We start from the raw sequence: 18801 nt of genomic DNA on the forward strand, positions 1-18801 counted from the left end.
GTTATTTTATACAATTGAGAGTGGTTTCTTTGCTATGATTTAATCTATAGTATACAAAAATTGTTCAGATGTAATTTTGCCATCCTTAACTTCAAACACGGCAATTTCTTCCATTTGTTGTCTTCCTCTATCTTTAAAAGTTAAATCGAATTTCATTTTAGAAGAAAAATGATTACCCGCAACAAGAGGCGCACTTATAGAACTGCAATGAATTTTTTCAACATTATCTAACCATTCCTTGTTTTTATTCCAAACATTTTGTTTGCCAGTAATTTTTTCTCCAGGCATACCTGGCATTTCTTTACTTACAACGTTGTCTGCATAAAGCTCATTTATGCATTCTAAGCTTTTACCTTGCTCGCACATTTCTTTCCACTTTCTAGCAACTCCCCAAGTATTCATAATTCTCTAAATTTAAATTAGTGCTTTAAAAATAGTGAAAAGTTTTTCTAAAATCTATATATATTCCCGAGCTTTTTAACTTTTAAATTAATTATTAGAGCGTTGTGGTGCTGTTTGCTAGTAAAAAATAATGGTATTATGACAATGCGAAAGGTAAAGTAATTAATCTAAGGCAGATTTATATCTTATTAAACAACGTTCTCTTGCTTCTTTATGGTCAACTATTTGTTTGGGATAAGTTAACTCTTGAAAATCCGGAACCCATTTTTTTATATATTCTAAATTCTTATCAAATTTTTGAATCTGAGTAGTAGGATTAAAAATTCTAAAATATGGCGAAGCATCTACACCAGAACCAGCAACCCATTGCCAATTACCAACATTACTTGCCATATCGTAATCGTGAAGTTTCTCAGCAAAATAAGCTTCGCCCCAACGCCAATCAATGAGTAAATGTTTGCATAGAAAACTACCAACTAACATACGTACTCTATTGTGCATAAAACCTGTGGCATTTAGTTGACGCATACCAGCATCAACAAGTGGATATCCCGTTTTACCTGCGCACCATTTTTTAAACTCTTCTTCATTATTTCGCCATTCAATGCGGTCGTATTTTGGTTTAAAGGCTTTGTCTTTTGTATGCGGAAAGTGCCATAGAATCTGCATAAAAAACTCGCGCCAAATTAACTCTTGCCAAAACACTTCATTGTCTTCAGCAATGGCTTTTTTTACCATTTTACGAATGCTAACGGTTCCGAATCTTAAATGTGGTCCTAAACGTGAGGTGGCATCTTTAGCAGGAAAATTTCGTGTGGCTTCGTAATTCTTAATCAATGTTGGTGTAACATCATAAGCTGCTATTTCTTGACTCGATTTTTCAAAACCAATATCTGCTAATGATAAGTTTGGTAATCTGCTGTGCTCAATAAGATTGTCTAGATATGAGTTGGTATAGAAAATTTCTAAATCTAGATTTCTAAATTTTTCTTTCCACTTACGCATGTATGGTGTGTAAACCATGTAGGGTTTACCGTCATTTTTTACAACCTCACTTTTTTCAAAAATAACCTGGTCTTTATAGGTTTTGAATTCTATATTGTTTTTTTCTAAAAGGGTTTTTATTGAATTATCACGTTCTGTAGCATAAGGCTCGTAATCATGATTTGTAAACACCGTTTCAATATCGTATTCTGAGATTAATTGCTTGTAGGTGTCTTCAGGCTTTCCTTTAAATATGGCAATGCTACTGCCGTGCTCATCTTGTAGCGTTTGTCTTAAACCTTGTAGTGTTTCAAAAATAAAAGTAACACGCGCATCATTTTTGGGTAGTTTTTCTAAAATCGAGGTATCAAATATAAATATAGGAAGCACAGGATGTTCCGATTTTAAAGCTTCATAAAAACCAAGATTATCATCTAATCTTAAGTCGCGTCGAAACCAGAAAATGTTTACTTTTTTTGTCATGTTTTGTTGTTAATTAGTAGAAAGTGTAAAGTGAGAAGTGATAAGAGTATAATGTAAAGTAAAAAGTTTCGCTTAATATTTTCTGCTTTTGGAATCTCAGTGACTCTTCAGCTTTAAATCTTTGCGCCTTAGCGAGAGCGTACATTACAACTCGTATTTCCCAAACAATTTTTCTAACTTTTTAGTTCTATAGTTAAAAATTTCTTCCAATTTGGGCTTCACTATAATAGGATGAATTAGTTGTCCTAGGATTCCTAGAGGCACTTTATAATCTATAATATCTTCCATTTCTACACCACCTTCAATTTCCTTTATAAAATGCTTATGATGCCAAAGGGCATAGGGTCCAAAACGTTGTTCGTCTACAAAGTATTCATTGTCTTTTACATGCGTAATTTCTGTAACCCATTTTGTTTTAATGCCTAATACAGGTGTCACAATATACTGAATAATTTGCCCAGGAAACATTGGTCTATCTGCGCCAGAGAGAATATCAAAGCTCATATAATCTGGTGTGATGGTTTTTAAATTAGCAGGACTAGATAAAAACGCCCAAGCTTCTTCTACTGAGATTGGTAAATTTTGTTTTTTGTGTAACCTATATATTTTCATTTGTTAGTTTTTCTACTAGTTGGTGATTAGTTATTAAATACAATGTAGCCATTGAGCGATGTAGCAATACAGAGCCAAATAATGTAAGGTAGTAAGAGATATTTAATGTGACTTAGTTTATCGTCGCCAAACGTTATAAAGAAATAGGTAATGAGTAAAGTGAGTAAAATGATATTAACGAAACCTAGTGTCGTTAACTGTTGGTTAAAAAACACGTAATTCCAACTCACATTTAAAATTACCGCTATAACGAAAAGTGCTTTAACAACATTAGAATTCCGAACTAAAAATAAATAACTAAGATAAACTGAAAAGCATATCATAATTAATGTCCAAGCCGCTCCAAAAACCCAACCTGGTGGTGTCCAAGGTGCTTTATTTAGATTGGTATACCATTCGCCAGTTACAGCGTCTCCCATAAAATAGCGTCCCAAAGCAAGACCACCGAAATTAATAACTAGAAATAGAATGATAAGATATATCTTTTTCAATTTATGCTTGTTTTAATTGTTCTATTTTGTCCATTATTACTTGTGCTTCAGCATATTTTTTATCACTTTCGCCTCTGTTTGTGGCAGACAATTTATGCCAATCTGCCATTAGCTTTTTGTATTGCTTTTGAAGCTTTTCTAATTCTGTAGTTTTTTTAAAGCGTCCAAACATAGTCTTCTATTTTAAATATTTTGTTATTCTAGAGCTATTAGGCTTAGTAATTGAAAAAAAGTAATTTAGAAATTCGCCATTTTCATCAATAAGATATTTTTGAAAATTCCAACGTACATTAGAATTTTGCTTTCCGTTTAAAGATTTATCTGTAAGCCAAGCGTATAATGGATGTTGAGAGTTGCCTTTAACATCAATTTTTTCTGTTATTATAAAAGAAACACCATAGTTAATTTCACAAAATTCTTGAATATCATTTGCGCTACCAGGTTCTTGATTTCCAAATTGATTACAAGGCACGCCAATAACCACCAAATTGTCTTTATAAGTATCTTGAAGCTCTTGCAACGCTCTATATTGAGGTGTAAAACCACATTTTGACGCTACGTTAACAAATAGTATTTTTTTACCTTTAAATTGTTGAAAATCTATAGGTTGTCCTTGAAGGCTGTTCATCTTTATATCGTACATGGAATGCGTAGCTGTTGCTATCATGATATTTAAGTATTAAATTATTCAATGGTATTTATAACTTGAAACTGACGATGCCACAGTCCATTTCAAATATTTGTCCTGACATAGAAGCCGCTTTTTCTGATAATAAAAAGCCTGCCATATCCGCAACTTCTTTAGGTTGAAGATATTTTTTTAAGGGATGACGTTCGTTCATATTGTCAATCATCCGTTCATTACGCAGTAATTTAGATGCCAACTCTGTATCTGTAACAGTTGGTGCAATCGCATTAATGCGAATGTTTGGTGCTAATTCTGCACCTAATGATTTTGTTAAGCCTTCAATGGCAGATTTTGAAGCCGCTACACTAGCATGAAACGGCATGCCTAACTTTGCTGCAACGGTACTAAACAATACAACCGATGGTTTATTACCATTTTTTAAAGCTGGTAAATAGTTTTGTATAGCTTTAACAGCTCCTATAACATTAATGTCAAAATCATTTTTAAAATCATCTACACTAAGTCTGTTTATGGGTTTAAGATTAATACTTCCAGGACAATACACTAACCCATCGGCTTTATCTATTTCTGGTAATTGGTCAGTTAAAATATCACAACTGTAATGTTTTAAATTAGGCTGTGACGCTTCTGGCGATGTCCGACTGATATTTACAATCTCATCGTAAGAAGAAAGCAAAGATGAGATAATTGCTTTACCAATACCTTTGCTTCCTCCAACAATTATTAATCTTTTCATATTATTAAGCCAGTTCTGTTAAAGGTCTACCTTTTAATCGTTTTTCAATTTTTTGCTTAATAACAGTTAATCGCTTCATTAAGTCCATTAATTTCGCGTCTTTTTCTTTTTTGTATATTTCGTTGACTTCTAATATTAAATCTTTAGCTTCTCTTGCTGCTAAAATTCTGTCACTTGTTGTTTTAAATGAAAACTTTCTGTTTTCAAATTCTAAAGCTTTTTCTACTGTACTCATAATATATTTAGTTGTTTAAATAGTTTTGTAATTCTAAAATTTTTGAAGCGTTGTTAAATTCGCCTCCATAAAATGTTGTTATCGTTGTAGAAGTATCGTCTTTTACACCTCTAGAGGATACACATAAATGCTTGGCATCTATAATAACAGCCACGTCTTCAGTTTCTAAGACAGTTTTAAGTTCATTCGCAATTTGATTTGTTAAACGCTCTTGAACTTGAGGACGTTTGGCATAGTATTGAACAATTCTATTTAATTTAGAAAGTCCAATCACTTTTCCAGATGACTTGTAGGCAATATGTGCTTTTCCTATTATGGGTACAAAATGATGCTCACAATTAGAGTAGAAGGTAATATTTTTTTCTACTAACATCTGATTATATTGATATTTATTTTCAAAAAGTGCCATTTTAGGCTTGTTTTTTGGGTCTAAACCAGAAAAAATCTCTTCAATATACATTTTTGCAACACGGTCTGGTGTGCCTTTAAGGGAATCGTCGGTTAAATCTAAACCCATAACATCCATTATTTCTGAAAATAAAATAGATATGCGTTTTTTCTTTTCTTCATTAGACATATCAAAAGCATTGGCTTTCATTGGTGTGTCTAAACTTGTAAATAAATGGTCGTCGCCTATAGCCTCATTTGTAAAACCATTAAGCGTTCCATTTGTTTTGGAAGTTGTTTCTGTACTCATCTGTTTTTTTTAATTTTAATCAAAGGTCAGATGGAATTCGTCAAGTCTACTTTTTAATTGTTAAATGACATTGACTCATTTCATAGAATCTTTTTTATGTGCTGTCTTTAAGTACTCCAAGCTTAAATCAAAGCACGTGTTAACGTTTTGAAATAGAGTTATTTGTTATTGTTCTTTGTCTCGAGCATTTAAATCTGCCTTTGTCAAACGTTCTTTTTTTACTGTGTTTAGTAGCTCTACCTTGCACTCGCGCTCTCCATAATCTGAAGCTACTTGGTTTTAATTCGCGTCGCATCAAATTAATAACCTCTTGTTCTTTTAAATTGAATTGAAATGTAATAGCGTCAAAAGGTGTTCTGTCTTCCCATGCCATTTCAATAATTCTGTCAATGTCTTTTAGTTCTAAATTCATAGTCCGTGAGGCATTGTGTGTTGTAAATCGTACTTTACTTTTTCATCCATTAATTTGTCAAAAAACTTCTTATTTTCTTTAAAAGTTTTGTTGGCCCTAAAGTGCACAAATTTTCCTTGCGCATGTATACTAGACCCATTGATTTTATATATAACGAGATGGTAATAAGGTATTATCCATGTAAAATTTTGTAAGCCTTTATTAATTCTAATTAAAATACCTTTTGGTCTCAATTCAATATTTCCATAATTAATATCAGATACAGTATTCATCATGGATTGCATATTTGGACTCACTTCGTCAATTATCATACGTTTAGAACCTATACCATTCATTTTCAATTTCTGTACCAAACTAAACGGACTGCCAACTAAATCGGCAATGATTTGTTTGTGCTCAGGATTGTTATATGTAGTATTGAGTATCATATATCATCAAATATATAAAATGTTTAACTATTTATTTTAAAAGTTAAACAAAAATTAACAGATAATTATGACTATGAAATTTCTTAGGTAAGAAACAGAAATCAATCACTTCTCAGCATACGCTTTCTATCTTGTAATGTATGTCGTTTTAAGATTCTATAACTTTCACGCAGCACTTCTGGGTCTTTTTTCATATTCCACAAAATTTTGCTTGCACGCTTTCTATTTTCCTTTACATCTACTATAGGCATTGGGTAATCTTCGCCTAGCTTAAAACTATAAAAGGCTTGCTCCATCTCAGTCATCAAATAAGGTTCATGAATAAATGGTATATCTAAGTGTGCCAATTCTGGAACCCATTTTTTAATAAATTCAGCATCAGGATCGTGCTTTAGTCCATTGAGAGTTGGATTGTAAATTCTAAGATTATTAATGCCTGTTTCGCCTGCTTGCATCTGTAATTGTGGAAAATGGATGCCAGGTTCAAAATCTAAAAATTGTTGTGATAAATGCGTGGTTGCAGACTGCCATGGTTGCCAAAGGATATGCGTAAAAAAAGATGCCAACATGGCACGCATTCTAAAATTTACGTAACCTGTTTCAATTAAACATCGCATACTCGCATCTACCAACGGAAATCCGGTTTGCCCATCTTTCCATGCGTTTTGATAACGTTCAGACAGTGTTTTCTTGAGTTTATGATACCCTTTGTTAACGCTTGCGTTTTCCATGGTGTGTTCCATTTCAAACTTTTGAATGAAATGGGCTTGCCATCGTAATCGTGAAATAAACGCACCAATGTGACGTTTATCTTGAGTTGTAGATTTTAATTGTTTTGCTTTCTGAAACACTTGTCTAATGGACAAATTTCCCCAAGCTATGTATGGCGAAATTCGGCTACAACTGGTTCTTGAAGCTTCAGGCTTTGAAATATTAACCATATAATCTACATGTCTGTTTTCAAAAAATGAATTGGCATATTTCCAACCCATAGTGGTGCCACCTTTTTGAAACTTAGTGTCTTCAGGTGTGGTTAAATTTGTTTCCGATAGGACGTTTTCTAAAGTTTCAATTTCTGAAAGATTTAATAGTTGATTGTCGCTAGGTTGAAACACTTCCAAAGGACTATTCATGTAGGTTTCCCAATTTTCAAACCAATTATCTCTATTAACCAAACCACGTTCTACACCATTGTTTTTAGATTCTTCCCAGTGAATTAAATTGTTTCGGCAATAGCGTTTAAATTCTTTGTCTCTGTTGTATGTGACTAGTAGACCAGTTTCCACATGCGAAAAAACCGTATCAATTTTGTGGAATGCTTGTAGTTGGTTAAATACACTTGAAATATCGCTAGTTACAGTGAGTATTTTAGTCTGGTGTGCGGCAAGATTTTCATTTAAATCTCTTAAAGATTCTTTTATAAAATTGAAATGACGTTTGCTATAATGCGCATCATTCAATAGTAAATGCTCAAAAACATATACAATAAGAACACGTTTGCCTGATTTTAGAGCATTGGAAATGGCTTCATTATCCTGAAGTCTTAAATCGCGTTTCAACCAAACGACATTGATATGTTCTTTTGTTTTCATCTTAAAGTTGCTCTAAAAACTGTTCTGCGTTATTAAAATGATTTTCTAAAGTCTCTTTTTTCATTTTGTCTAAATTGCCCAAAAGCATGCCTAGTCTTGGATTGCCAGCAAAAAAATCGCGATGCTTATCCATAAACGTCCAGAACAAACCATCCCAAGTGTCTTGCCAATCGCCTTTAGCATAGTTGCTCATTTTCATTATATAGTTACTGCTACTGATGTATGGTTTTGTGGACATTAAACCACCATCAGCAAACAAACTCATGCCATACACATTTGGTACCATAACCCAATCGTAGGCGTCAATAAACAATTCCATAAACCATTGGTAAACCTCGTCTGGATGAAATTCGCACAACACCATAAAGTTGCCGAGTAGCATTAAACGCTCTATATGATGTGCGTAGCCTGTTTTTAATACTTTTTTAATAACATCGTCAATGGGTTTAATGCCTGTGTTGCCATCGTAGAAAGATGCTGGAATTTTCCTGTTGAAATTCCAAAAGTTTTTTGTGCGTTCTTCCGTGCCTTTTACTTCGTAAACACCTCTAATAAATTCGCGCCAACCTAATATTTGTCGTACAAAACCTTCTAATGAATTTAAGGGAACGTCGTTAGATTTTGCATAATCGATAGCTTTTTCGATAACATCTAAAGGTTGAAGTAATCCAACATTAATAAGAGGTGAGAGGATGCTATGATTTAAGAAATGTTCTTCCTTAACAATGGCATCTTCATAAGGTCCAAACTCATGAAAACGTTGCTCAAAAAACTGGTTCAACCATTCTTCTGAAGATTTAAAATCTACAGGATAAATTACAAAATCATTGAGTTCGCCATAATGCTCACTAAAATTAGCGTTGACATAAGTTTCGGCTTCCTTATGATAATCGGTTTTATCTGGAAAATGAATATGTGGTGGTGTTTTATCTTTTGGATATTTCTTTCGGTTATCAGCATCATAAGTCAGTTTGCCGCCTTCTGGCTCACTATTTACCATTAAAATATCACGTGTTTTACGTTGCTGCTTGTAAAATGAGGTTTGAAAGAATTTCTTTTTTGTGGGTTTAAAGAATGAACTTAACTCTGCTTTTGTATTTATGAACAGAGGATTTTCATACCATTCAATTTCTATTCCTTTTGAAGCCGAATTAATATGTTTTTGAAGCCAATTATCTGTTGGGTCAATGATATGAAATTTTTCAATGCCATCTTCAATAAGTTTTGGTATCAGTTGTCTAACATCAGATTGTTTTGTGGTGGCTTCGATATAATTTACGGTTTTATTTTGGGTTTTGAGATAATCCGCATAGGCTTTCATGGAAGCTCTATGAAAGGCAATTTTTTGCTTGTGAAACTTATATTGCTTAAAGAATAAGAACTCTTCAATTACATAAATATCAGTATCTACTTTAAGAATTGGTGCATCCTTAAATAATTGATGTGGGAATATGAATATGGCTTCTTTCAATTTTTTCTTTTTTGTTTTTAATCCTGCTATGATTTAAGCATATTTTAGTTATGGTTGGTTTTGAATATATTGCATCTCAATACTATTTTTCATTCTTCAAAATCACTCGATGTGACGTTTCGTTCTCAGAACAATGTTGGTTGCAACCAAAGATTTCTAAATTTTCTATTGGCATCATAGCGTTCCGCTTGTAATTCAACATTAAACTTTCTATCTCTTGGGTCGTTACCAACACCAGCCACGTACATCCAATTGCCATAATTGCTGTGCACGTCGTAATCTATGAGTAAAGACTCAAAATAGGCAGCACCAATACGCCAATCTAGTTCTAATGATTTGGCAAAATATGAGGCCACATTTTGGCGTCCTCTGTTGCTCATCCAACCGGTTTCTTTAAGTTCAATCATATTAGCGTTTACAAATTCAGATGTAGTTTCGCCATTAATCCATTGTTGTATCTGAGTTTGGTTTATAAACCAATCGTAATCCTTTTGAAGTATGCCTTCTAACTTGAAGATTTGGTTGCCATGTTTTAAGGACACGTATTTGAAATAATCGCGCCAAATGAGTTCAAAAATGAGCCAATAGGTGGATTGATTTTTGAAGAATTCGTTTTCAAAATTTTTCACTTGCCAATAAATTGTTCTGGCAGAGATGCAACCATTTGCCAACCAAGGTGAAAACTTAGAGCTGTAATCCGTACCAACTAATCCGTTTCTCGTTTTTTTATAAAACCCTAACTTTTTAGTGTTAAAAAAATAATCTATGAGGCGTTTGTTAGCTTCCGTTTCGCCACCTTTAAAAGGAAAAGCCGAATGTGGATGGGTTTCAAAATCTTCAAAGCCTAAATCGTGAAGTGTTGGAATTTTAGTGTTGTTGGTAATGCGATTACTTTCAGGATATGTTTTAGGTTGTAATTCTGGTCGAATGGTAACATTCTTTTCTAGTTTCTTTCTAAAATTAGTAAAGACTTGTGATGTTTGTTCAATTTTAAAATTAAGGTCTTCTGGATGGAATAAAAACTGATTGTAAACTGCATACCAGTTAATAGAATTTAATTTTGATTGAACAGCATGTTCAGTTTCTAATTCTTCAGACGTCCATTCTTTTTGAAAAAATATTGAATTGACATTATAGGTTTTGCAAAGTTCTGGAATTACTACTTCTGGCTGTTGATGAAAAACCAATAAATCAATGTTTAAATTTTTGAGTTGCTTTTTTAAATCTTGTACAGATTCAATTAAAAACTTAGCTCTAAATTTTGCTGTCTTTTTAAACTCAAATTTGTCAATTGTAAAGTGATTGGGATTAAAACAATAGACGGCAATTATTGGATTACCGTCTTTTTGAGCTTCGTATAAAACGGCATTGTCCATGGTTCTTAAATCGTTTCTAAACCATATTAAATTATTATTGTTTTCTGTTTTTTGCATTTATTGCTACAATATTTAACGTATTCCCAATCGCGTTCCCATTTTTTGCGCCATGTAAAAGGACGATTACAAACAGGACATTGTTTTGAAGGCAGATTTTCCTTTTTTACGCCTTTCATTTTTTTACCAAAGCGTTAATCATACCATTAAAAACAAAAGCATGAAACGGTAAAACAGCATACCAATATAAGCGTCCCCAAATGCCTTTAGGTCTAAAAACCGCACGTTGATGTAATTGGTCTTTTACAATTTTAAATTCTAACCAAGCTTCGCCAGGTAAACGCATTTCTGCGAAAAGCAACAATCGTTTTTCTTCTTTATTAGCATATAACACGCGCCAAAAATCTAGTGCGTCTCCAGCTTCTAAATACGTGTCGCTTGTTCGGCCACGTCTTAAACCAACACCACCAAAAAGCTTGTCCATATAGCCTCTTAGTTTCCATAAACCATTGAAACTGTACCATCCATTTCTGCCACCAATAGCCCAAATTTTATTCAGTGTAAATGCTTCGTCTGTTACTTTACGTTGCTTTACATCTTTAAAACAGCCGAATTTTGGTAACTCAATATGCTTAGATAATTGGTCTTTAAAGCGTCCGCTACTTACAGCATCTTTCCAACTCGAAATCACAGCATTTTGTTCAATTTTCTGAAAAGCTAAATCTACAGCTGTTTTGTAATCCATGGGCTCAATACCAATAATAGTGTTAATGTTGCTTGGTTTGCCAATCACTTCAACCTTCATACTATCTACCAAAGCAGCAGCTAATTTAAACGAGGTTGAGGTTACAAAATATAACCAATATGATGATAGTTTTGGTGTCAGTACAGGTAAAGTAACAATGTAACGTATTAAGCCTCTTACTTCTGCAAATTGAAGCAACATTTCTTTGTAAGTCAGTACTTCAGGACCAAAAATATCGTAAGACTTATTATAGAGTTCGGTTTTACCTAATCCACCTGCTAAAAAGTTAAGAACATCACGAATAGCTAAAGGTTGTGTTTTGGTATTTAGCCACCTTGGTGTAATCATAAAAGGCAATTTTTCAACGATATCTCTTATAATTTCAAAAGAAGCGCTTCCGCTACCAACAATGATACCTGCTCTAAATGTGGTGAGTGCATAGGCTTTAGACTTTAAAGTGGTTTCAACCTGTAATCTCGATTTTAAATGTTTAGATAACGATGCATCGTTAACAATGCCACTTAAAAAAAGGACTTGTTTACAGTTGGTTGGTTCAACAAGGTCTTTAAAATTTTGGGCACATTGTTGTTCTAAATCTTCAAAATCATTAGAACTTGTAGACATGGAATGAATTAAATAATACGCAGCATCTATGTCTTTAGGAATTTCAGCATCTTTAGGTTTTAAGAAATCTACTTTTATAAAAGAGCATAACGGATGGTCTTCAATTTCATCTGGAATTCGGTTTAAATCACGTACACAACAGACTAGTTCGTGCTTATCTTCAAGTAATTGAAGTGCTAGTCTTTTGGCAATGTAACCTGTTGTACCTGTGATTAATATGCGCATTAGCTTTTAGAGTTTACAAATTCTGGTTTCGGTCTTTGGTACTCAAAACGTGTTTTTAATTCTGGTATAGCATAACCATCTAAACCATTTATAGTTGCCACATTCCCTTTAGAAAGGTTAACAAAACCATCGTCGTTTAATAAGGTGTCTTGTATGTATAGTTTTTCAATTTTACCAATAACCAAAATAGTATTGTTCGCAGCGATAGGATATTCTTCAACAAATTGCATCGCCAATTGTACAGGTGCATTTTTTACAAAAGGTGCCCAAAATTTATCTTTATATGCTTCCGTTAGTTTTGTGGCATCAAATTCTGATATGTGCGAATCGTATTTAGCCGAAGTGTGATGTGCATCTTCTATAATTTCAGAATGAATGTGATTTATAGTGTATTTTCCTGTCTTTTTTAAATTTGAGTACGTATTACGCATTACCGTTGTTGGTCTTAAAAAGAAACCCAATAAGGCAGGATTAGAACCTAAATGCGTTACAGAACTAAACACAGCGACATTACTAATACCATCCTCACTTTTTGTACCAATGAGATTAGCAGATTTATAGCCAGAACAACTATTAATGAGGTTAATTCGGTATAAATGGTCCATGTTTTCAAAGTCGTCACTGGTAAATTCTAACATCTATAGATTTTTAAAATTATTGATTTTAACGTTTTTAGATTTTAAATCGAACATTAAATTATACAGTCCAAAGAAGGTTCTATTGATGTAAATAAAATGTTTAGAACCTCTATTACCGTTCATGTTTCTAAGCTCTGTACTTTTCGAATAACGTTGTCCCATTTCTGAAATTTGATTGAAGAATTCAGGATTTGAAAAATCGAATTCTTCAACATGAAATGGTTTTGTAAACAGGCTTAATAACTCATGAAACATAGCGCTAAAGAATTTTATTTCTTCATCTGAATCATCTTCTCTTAAAATTTCTAACGCGTATAATTTTTCGGTAAATAACTTCGGATTATCGATGCATTCTTTTTCAGCTAATTCGAAATACGGAATGTAGAAATCTTCCGGAATGGTTTTCATACAACCAAAATCTAACGCAATTAAATCGCCAGATGCTGATATTAAGAAATTTCCAGGATGTGGATCTGCATGGACCTTTCTTAAATTGTGAATTTGAAACATGTAAAAATCCCAAAGGGCTTGGCCTAACTGATTGGCTAAAACTTGGTCAGTATTATGCATTACAAATTCTGAAAGGTGTTCGCCTTTCATATAATCCATAGTAATAATACGTTCAGAGGATAAATCTGAATAATAGTTAGGAAACTTTAAATTAGGAATATGTTGGCACGCCTCAACAACGGCTTTACTTTGTTCAACTTCTAAGATGTAGTTGGTTTCTTCGGTGAGTTTATTTTCAACCTCTTTGAAATATTTATCAGAATCTTTGCCTTTTATATTAAACATTTTAATGGCAATGGGTTTAACCAAAGCTAAGTCTGATGCAATACTTTCCGCAACTCCAGGATATTGGATTTTCACAGCAAATTTCTTCCCATTCTTCTCTGCAATATGGACTTGGCCAATACTGGCAGCATTAACTGAAGTTGCGTTGAAAGTATCAAATAATTCTTCGGGATGCTTCCCAAAATATTTTTTAAATGTTTTTATCACTAAAGGTGGCGACAATGGTGGTACCGAAAATTGAGACAACGAAAATTTTTCTACATAAGCCTGTGGCAATATGCTTTTTTCCATGCTCAACATTTGGGCTACTTTTAGCGCACTTCCTTTTAATGTTTTTAAGCTATCGTAAATATCTTCTGCGTTATTTTGATTAAGACGTTCTTTAGCTTCTGCTTCAGACTTAACCATTTTATCGCCATAATACTTTAAGTAGTTTACACCAACTTTTGCACCAGTAGACACCAATTTAGTGGCTCTTGAAATTTTGGTAATCGGTATGCTATCTATCGTTTTCATAAGCTCTATTTGGTTTGCATTTTTTCTTTGTATAAAAATTTACCAAAGTCGATAATGCTTTTTAATGGTGTTGTATCTATTAAATCGAAGCTTGTTTTTAACGATTTTTCTATAAAAATATCGGTCTTTTCAAATGAAGACGATGTGTCGTCCATCCAAAATTTTAGTGTGACTAACAATTGAATCCAAGCGGATTCTTTTAAGGCTTTATTCTGAATTTTTTCTAACTTCTCTTGTTTTAAATCAATTGTTTTTATGTCTAAGTGTGCCACGTAATTAGTGAAACTGTCTTTTAAATGTTTTAAGACTTTTAAAGTTTCTAGTTTGTTATTACTAGATTTTAATGCATGAATCACATAACTTCTGTTAGCCGTTAAAATCTCAAAGAAGGTGTAATAGAAACTGAGCATTTTGTTTCTGGCATCAAAAGACTGATAATCTTCACTTTTGTCAAGATTAGCAATAGTATGGTCAAAAAATACTTGAAATATAGCTTGTTCTAAGGCTTCAAAAGACCCAAAAAATTCATAGAATTTCTGTTCTTCAAAATTATTGTCTTTAGCAAAAGCATAGACGGATTTTGGCTTATGATTGTGAGTTAAAACATAATCCATGTAAAAATCGATTACGTCCGATTGTTTGATTGCCTTTTTTTTTGCCATGATATCTTCTTTTAGAATGGTGTAAAGATAAATAATGTTTAACTATTTTTGTTGTTAGTTAAACAAAATTTAACAAGAATTTATTGATTAGCTGTTTTTAGCTATTATTTTGTGTCCATTAATGATAAGGATTTGATTCATCTGATTAGATGTCTTCTAGTTATATTGAAGAAAGTTAATGGTATTTTAAGTTTTTATTAACAAAGACAATATATGTTTAGATGTAATTTTACAAGCAATTCAAACAACCACTAAACACTATAATTTATGAAAAAGTTAGTATTATTTACATTTGCTTTAACCTTATTGTTTTCAGTAAATGCACAGATTAAAACACCACAACCCAGTCCTGCTGCTAAACTAGAGCAAGTCGTTGGTTTAACAGATGTAGCTATTGAATACTCTAGACCAGCAATGCGTGGCAGAAAAATATTTGGAAACCTTGTACCTTACGGCAAACTGTGGAGAACTGGTGCTAATAAAAATACTATGGTAACTTTTAGTGATGCTGTAGAAATTGGAGGAAAAGAATTAAAAGCTGGTTCTTATGCGATTTTTGTAACACCTTCTGCTAAATCTTGGGAAGTCATTTTCTATACGGATACTAATAATTGGGGAACACCAAAAGAAATAGATGAATCTAAGGTTGCAGCACGAGTTACTGCACAAGTATATCCTATAGAAATTGATATTAAATCATTTACAATTTCTATAGATGATATTACTAGCAGCTCTGCTGTAATTGGTATGATGTGGGAGAAAACTTATGTTGGTGTAGAATTTAAAGTACCAACCGATAAAACCGTTAGTGCTGCAATAGAAAAAGTAATGGCTGGTCCGTCTGCAAATGATTACTATGCTGCTGCAGTATATAATTTAGCTGAAGGAAAAGATATTAAGCAAGCAAAAGAATGGATTGATAAAGCGATTTCTATGATGAAGGAGCCTCGTTTTTATCAATTACGCAAGCAATCTTTAATTTATGCAGCAGCAGGAGATAAAAAAGGTGCGATTGAAATTGCTAAAAAATCGTTAGAAGGTTCTAAAAAAGCCGGAAATGCAGATTATATTAAAATGAATGAAGATTCTCTGAAAGAATGGGGCGCAAAATAATACGCTCTACTTAATTTATATTTAGTAATCTGAAAAACGCAACTTTATAAGTTGCGTTTTTTTGTTTTAATATTCCAATCCAATTAGCTTTCTGACCTGGTCTAAGGTCTTAATTAATTGCTGACTTTTTTTAAACGTCATTAAATGGCTTTCTTTTTTATCACTTCTTACCAGTTGGTTAAAATGTTCAATTTCAAAACTATAACCGATGGTATTATAATTGAAATCTTTTTCTTTAGAATTTCCTTTTTTGTCAATTAACGTAACTGAAGATGGCTCGTGAAAACGACTATTTATTTTAATAATGCCTTCTTCACAATAAATTATAGCTTCGGTATTAGTTTTCTCTAAAAAAGTGCTTTTTAAATAAGCTTTAGCTTGATTATAGTGAAAAGTAACATTGCATTTAGAATCTGCTCCAGTAACAAAGAATTCTGCATTAGCCTCAATTGAGTTAGGTACGCCTAAAGCGGAAAGTGCCATAAAAATAGGGTAGATGCCAATGTCTAAAAGACTTCCGCCTCCAACGGATTTATCAAATACTCTCGAAGTTTCATCATAGGTTGGATGGAACCCGAAATCCGCTTCAAGTTTTAAAATTTCTCCAAAATGTTTACGTTGAAGTAGTTCTAAAACATAATTAAAATGTGGAAGAAAATTGGTCCACATGGCTTCCATTAATAATGTATTCTTTTCTTTAGATAGTTGAATCATATCTTCAACCTCTTGTAAGTTCATTGCGAATGGTTTTTCGCATAATACAGGTTTTTATGGTTTAAACATAAAGCCGTATGCGCGTTATGAAAACTGTGTGGTGTAGCAATATAAATGGCATCAATATTATTGTCTGCTATAAGTTCTGCATAGCTGCCATAAGCGACATTTGCATGATGCAGTTTTTTAAAGGAGTCTGCTTTTTCAATAGTCCTAGAAGCAATAGCGTAAAAATTACAATTAGGAACTGTGTTTAAATCTGTAGCAAATTTGGTAGCAATTTTCCCTGCTCCAATAATTCCCCAATTGATGATTTTAGATGTCATTATGCTACTTTTTTCGGCATAAGTGCTTGTAAAATATGTGCCATACATATTACAACAACGCAACCAAATAGATTTAGCCATAAATAAGGCATCCAGTCTAACCACCAACCAATTACAACGATGGTTTGTGTAATTAATGCTCCAATAAATACAGCGTTTCCTTTAATATATTTAAAGAAAAAGGCGAGTAAAAAGATACCTAATACATTACCATAAAATATAGAACCGATAATGTTAACGAGCTGAATTAAATTCTCTGCCAAATCGGCAAAACAAGCAATAATAATGGCTACAATTCCCCAACCTAATGTAAAGAGTTTGGTCATTTTTACCATATGGTCATCATCCTTTTCCTCTTTTAAATTTCTACCATATAAATCAATAGAGGTTATGGTTGCTAAAGCATTTATTTCAGAAGCTGTAGAAGACATGGCTGCAGATAAAATAACGGCGAGTAATAAGCCAATAAGACCTGTAGGTAATTGGTTTAAGATAAACCTAATAAACATATAGTCTCTATCGTTAGTTTGTGTGTCTTTTGCCGCATCTTTATATAGTGATGCTAATGACGCTGATTTGGTTAAGTAGGCTTCACTTTCTGGATTAGATTTTAAAGCTTCAACTTCTTTTTTAAGTGCATTATACTCTTTGGCATAGTCAGAGTCAACTGCTTTTTTAATTAAAAACTTAGATTCTAATCTATAGGTTTTTTCAATGCTATCGAGTTGAAATAATTTGTGCTTTAAATTGTTGTTTTCAGTTTTGGATAATGCTAAACTTATGCTTTGCTTTTCTTCGAATAAGACAGATTGTTTATTTTGTAGTGCTCTATATTCATCACCATATTCTGAAGCTAAAACCGTTTGTGTTGATGCATCTATAAAGTTTAACGGTGATGGGTTAAATTGATAAAACACAAATACCATAACACCAACTAGTAAAATAAAGAATTGCATAGGTACTTTTAGCATACCATTAAATAGTAAGCCCATTTGCATTTCTTTCATAGATTTACCAGAAAGATAGCGTTGTACTTGGCTTTGGTCTGTCCCAAAATAAGAAAGCATAAGAAATGTACCACCAATTAAACCTGTCCAAACGGTATATCTATTTTCTAAATCGAAAGAAAAATCTAAGACTTGCATTTTGCCCGAAGCACCAGCAATATTAATGGCATCAGTAAAAGAAACGTCTTCTGGTATTAAATTTATAGTAATAAATAAGGCAGCCAACATACCAGCAAAAATGACGAACATTTGTTGCTTTTGAGTAACTGTTACCGCTTTGGTTCCACCAGAAACCGTATAGATAATTACTAATACGCCAATGATAATGTTTAATGTAACAATATTCCAGCCAAGTACTACAGAAAGAATAATGGCGGGAGCAAATATGGTAATACCAGCAGCTAAGCCTCGTTGTATTAAAAACAGAATGGCTGTAAGACTTCTTGTTTTAAGGTCGAATCTATTTTCTAGAAATTCATAGGCTGTATAAACCTTGAGTCTATGATAGAGTGGAATAAAAACTAGGCATATAATTACCATGGCAATTGGGAGTCCAAAATAAAATTGGACAAATCCCATGCCATCTGAAAATGCTTGACCTGTTGTAGAAAGGAAAGTTATAGCACTAGCTTGCGTTGCCATTACGGATAATCCGATGGTCCACCATTTTGAAGAATTACCTCCTTTTATGTAATCTTGTGCGTTTTTTTGTCCTTTAGTTTTCCAAGTTCCATAGCCAACAATAATAGCGAGGGTAGCTATTAATACTGTCCAGTCTTTCCAATCTAAATACTGCGGCATTAATTAAGCAAATGAAGCAGTGATAAAGTAAAATAAAACAATATAAAGTGCATTTGCTATTAGCACAGCA

At 33.0% G+C, this 18801-nt stretch carries 23 protein-coding genes; 1 reads left to right on the top strand and 22 read right to left on the bottom strand.

The genetic code is table 11. The features are described 5' to 3' along the window. Nucleotides 1–39 precede the first annotated feature (39 nt). From GN138_RS07755 to GN138_RS07845, 19 genes are all read right to left on the bottom strand, one after another. A complete protein-coding gene (locus GN138_RS07755) occupies nt 40–402 on the bottom strand; it encodes a nuclear transport factor 2 family protein (protein ID WP_157363220.1) in 363 nt (120 codons plus the stop codon). A 162-nt stretch (nt 403–564) separates the two neighbouring features. Then, complete coding sequence (locus tag GN138_RS07760) at nt 565–1869, bottom strand: cryptochrome/photolyase family protein (protein ID WP_157363221.1); 1305 nt, start codon at nt 1867–1869, stop codon at nt 565–567. A gap of 144 nt (nt 1870–2013) precedes the next feature. Further along, nucleotides 2014–2481 carry an SRPBCC family protein gene (locus GN138_RS07765; protein ID WP_157363222.1) on the bottom strand — a complete coding sequence of 156 codons (468 nt, stop codon included), beginning with the start codon at nt 2479–2481 and terminating at the stop codon, nt 2014–2016. Nucleotides 2482–2507: 26 nt separating this feature from the next. Beyond that, nucleotides 2508–2972 (bottom strand): TspO/MBR family protein, encoded by a 465-nt coding sequence (locus GN138_RS07770; protein WP_157363223.1) that lies wholly within the window; start codon nt 2970–2972, stop codon nt 2508–2510. A 1-nt stretch (nt 2973) separates the two neighbouring features. Further along, nucleotides 2974–3144: a Lacal_2735 family protein gene (locus tag GN138_RS07775; RefSeq protein WP_157363224.1), complete on the bottom strand. Its 171-nt coding sequence runs from the start codon at nt 3142–3144 to the stop codon at nt 2974–2976. Between the two features lie 6 nt (nt 3145–3150). Further along, complete coding sequence (locus GN138_RS07780; protein WP_157363225.1) at nt 3151–3639, bottom strand: glutathione peroxidase; 489 nt, start codon at nt 3637–3639, stop codon at nt 3151–3153. A 31-nt stretch (nt 3640–3670) separates the two neighbouring features. After that, nucleotides 3671–4357: an SDR family NAD(P)-dependent oxidoreductase gene (locus tag GN138_RS07785; protein WP_157363226.1), complete on the bottom strand. Its 687-nt coding sequence runs from the start codon at nt 4355–4357 to the stop codon at nt 3671–3673. A gap of 4 nt (nt 4358–4361) precedes the next feature. After that, nucleotides 4362–4592, bottom strand: coding sequence for a hypothetical protein (locus tag GN138_RS07790; RefSeq protein WP_157363227.1), 231 nt, complete (start codon nt 4590–4592; stop codon nt 4362–4364). A 7-nt stretch (nt 4593–4599) separates the two neighbouring features. Continuing rightward, nucleotides 4600–5289 (bottom strand): GTP cyclohydrolase I FolE, encoded by a 690-nt coding sequence (gene folE, locus GN138_RS07795; RefSeq protein ID WP_157363228.1) that lies wholly within the window; start codon nt 5287–5289, stop codon nt 4600–4602. Nucleotides 5290–5428: 139 nt separating this feature from the next. Further along, the gene (locus GN138_RS07800; RefSeq protein WP_157363229.1) at nt 5429–5701 is read right to left on the bottom strand and encodes a TIGR03643 family protein; all 273 of its coding nucleotides are present in this window, start codon (nt 5699–5701) and stop codon (nt 5429–5431) included. Beyond that, nucleotides 5698–6129, bottom strand: coding sequence for a hypothetical protein (locus tag GN138_RS07805; protein ID WP_157363230.1), 432 nt, complete (start codon nt 6127–6129; stop codon nt 5698–5700). Before GN138_RS07805 ends, GN138_RS07800 begins: the two co-directional genes overlap by 4 nt. Nucleotides 6130–6230: 101 nt before the next feature. Further along, nucleotides 6231–7721, bottom strand: coding sequence for a cryptochrome/deoxyribodipyrimidine photo-lyase family protein (locus GN138_RS07810; RefSeq protein ID WP_157363231.1), 1491 nt, complete (start codon nt 7719–7721; stop codon nt 6231–6233). A 1-nt stretch (nt 7722) separates the two neighbouring features. Further along, complete coding sequence (locus tag GN138_RS07815; RefSeq protein ID WP_157363232.1) at nt 7723–9192, bottom strand: cryptochrome/photolyase family protein; 1470 nt, start codon at nt 9190–9192, stop codon at nt 7723–7725. A gap of 125 nt (nt 9193–9317) precedes the next feature. Continuing rightward, the gene (locus GN138_RS07820) at nt 9318–10625 is read right to left on the bottom strand and encodes a DASH family cryptochrome (RefSeq protein ID WP_157363233.1); all 1308 of its coding nucleotides are present in this window, start codon (nt 10623–10625) and stop codon (nt 9318–9320) included. Further along, nucleotides 10595–10744 carry a DUF2256 domain-containing protein gene (locus GN138_RS07825; protein WP_157363234.1) on the bottom strand — a complete coding sequence of 50 codons (150 nt, stop codon included), beginning with the start codon at nt 10742–10744 and terminating at the stop codon, nt 10595–10597. The genes GN138_RS07820 and GN138_RS07825 overlap by 31 nt, the downstream gene beginning before the upstream one ends. Then, complete coding sequence (locus tag GN138_RS07830; protein ID WP_157363235.1) at nt 10741–12159, bottom strand: SDR family oxidoreductase; 1419 nt, start codon at nt 12157–12159, stop codon at nt 10741–10743. The genes GN138_RS07825 and GN138_RS07830 overlap by 4 nt, the downstream gene beginning before the upstream one ends. Next, nucleotides 12159–12797 carry a flavin reductase family protein gene (locus GN138_RS07835; RefSeq protein ID WP_157363236.1) on the bottom strand — a complete coding sequence of 213 codons (639 nt, stop codon included), beginning with the start codon at nt 12795–12797 and terminating at the stop codon, nt 12159–12161. Before GN138_RS07835 ends, GN138_RS07830 begins: the two co-directional genes overlap by 1 nt. After that, nucleotides 12798–14108, bottom strand: coding sequence for an ABC1 kinase family protein (locus tag GN138_RS07840; protein WP_157363237.1), 1311 nt, complete (start codon nt 14106–14108; stop codon nt 12798–12800). 5 nt (nt 14109–14113) lie between these two features. Continuing rightward, nucleotides 14114–14770 carry a TetR family transcriptional regulator C-terminal domain-containing protein gene (locus GN138_RS07845; protein WP_157363238.1) on the bottom strand — a complete coding sequence of 219 codons (657 nt, stop codon included), beginning with the start codon at nt 14768–14770 and terminating at the stop codon, nt 14114–14116. A gap of 267 nt (nt 14771–15037) precedes the next feature. On the opposite strand from GN138_RS07845, the gene GN138_RS07850 reads away from it, so the two are divergent. After that, a complete protein-coding gene (locus tag GN138_RS07850; RefSeq protein ID WP_157363239.1) occupies nt 15038–15883 on the top strand; it encodes a DUF2911 domain-containing protein in 846 nt (281 codons plus the stop codon). A 66-nt stretch (nt 15884–15949) separates the two neighbouring features. On the opposite strand, the gene GN138_RS07855 is transcribed toward GN138_RS07850, so the two are convergent. The 3 genes from GN138_RS07855 to GN138_RS07860 are packed head-to-tail and all read right to left on the bottom strand — an operon-like array spanning nt 15950 to nt 18731. Beyond that, nucleotides 15950–16621 (bottom strand): Gfo/Idh/MocA family protein, encoded by a 672-nt coding sequence (locus GN138_RS07855; protein ID WP_317162716.1) that lies wholly within the window; start codon nt 16619–16621, stop codon nt 15950–15952. After that, on the bottom strand, nt 16618–16923 hold the full coding sequence (locus tag GN138_RS16305; protein ID WP_317162717.1) for a Gfo/Idh/MocA family protein: 306 nt from the start codon (nt 16921–16923) through the stop codon (nt 16618–16620). The genes GN138_RS07855 and GN138_RS16305 overlap by 4 nt, the downstream gene beginning before the upstream one ends. Continuing rightward, nucleotides 16923–18731: a sodium:solute symporter gene (locus tag GN138_RS07860; RefSeq protein ID WP_157363240.1), complete on the bottom strand. Its 1809-nt coding sequence runs from the start codon at nt 18729–18731 to the stop codon at nt 16923–16925. The genes GN138_RS16305 and GN138_RS07860 overlap by 1 nt, the downstream gene beginning before the upstream one ends. Between the last annotated feature and the right edge of the window lie 70 nt (nt 18732–18801).

This window comes from Winogradskyella endarachnes (assembly GCF_009741275.1).
Classification (GTDB): Bacteria; Bacteroidota; Bacteroidia; order Flavobacteriales; family Flavobacteriaceae; genus Winogradskyella; species Winogradskyella endarachnes.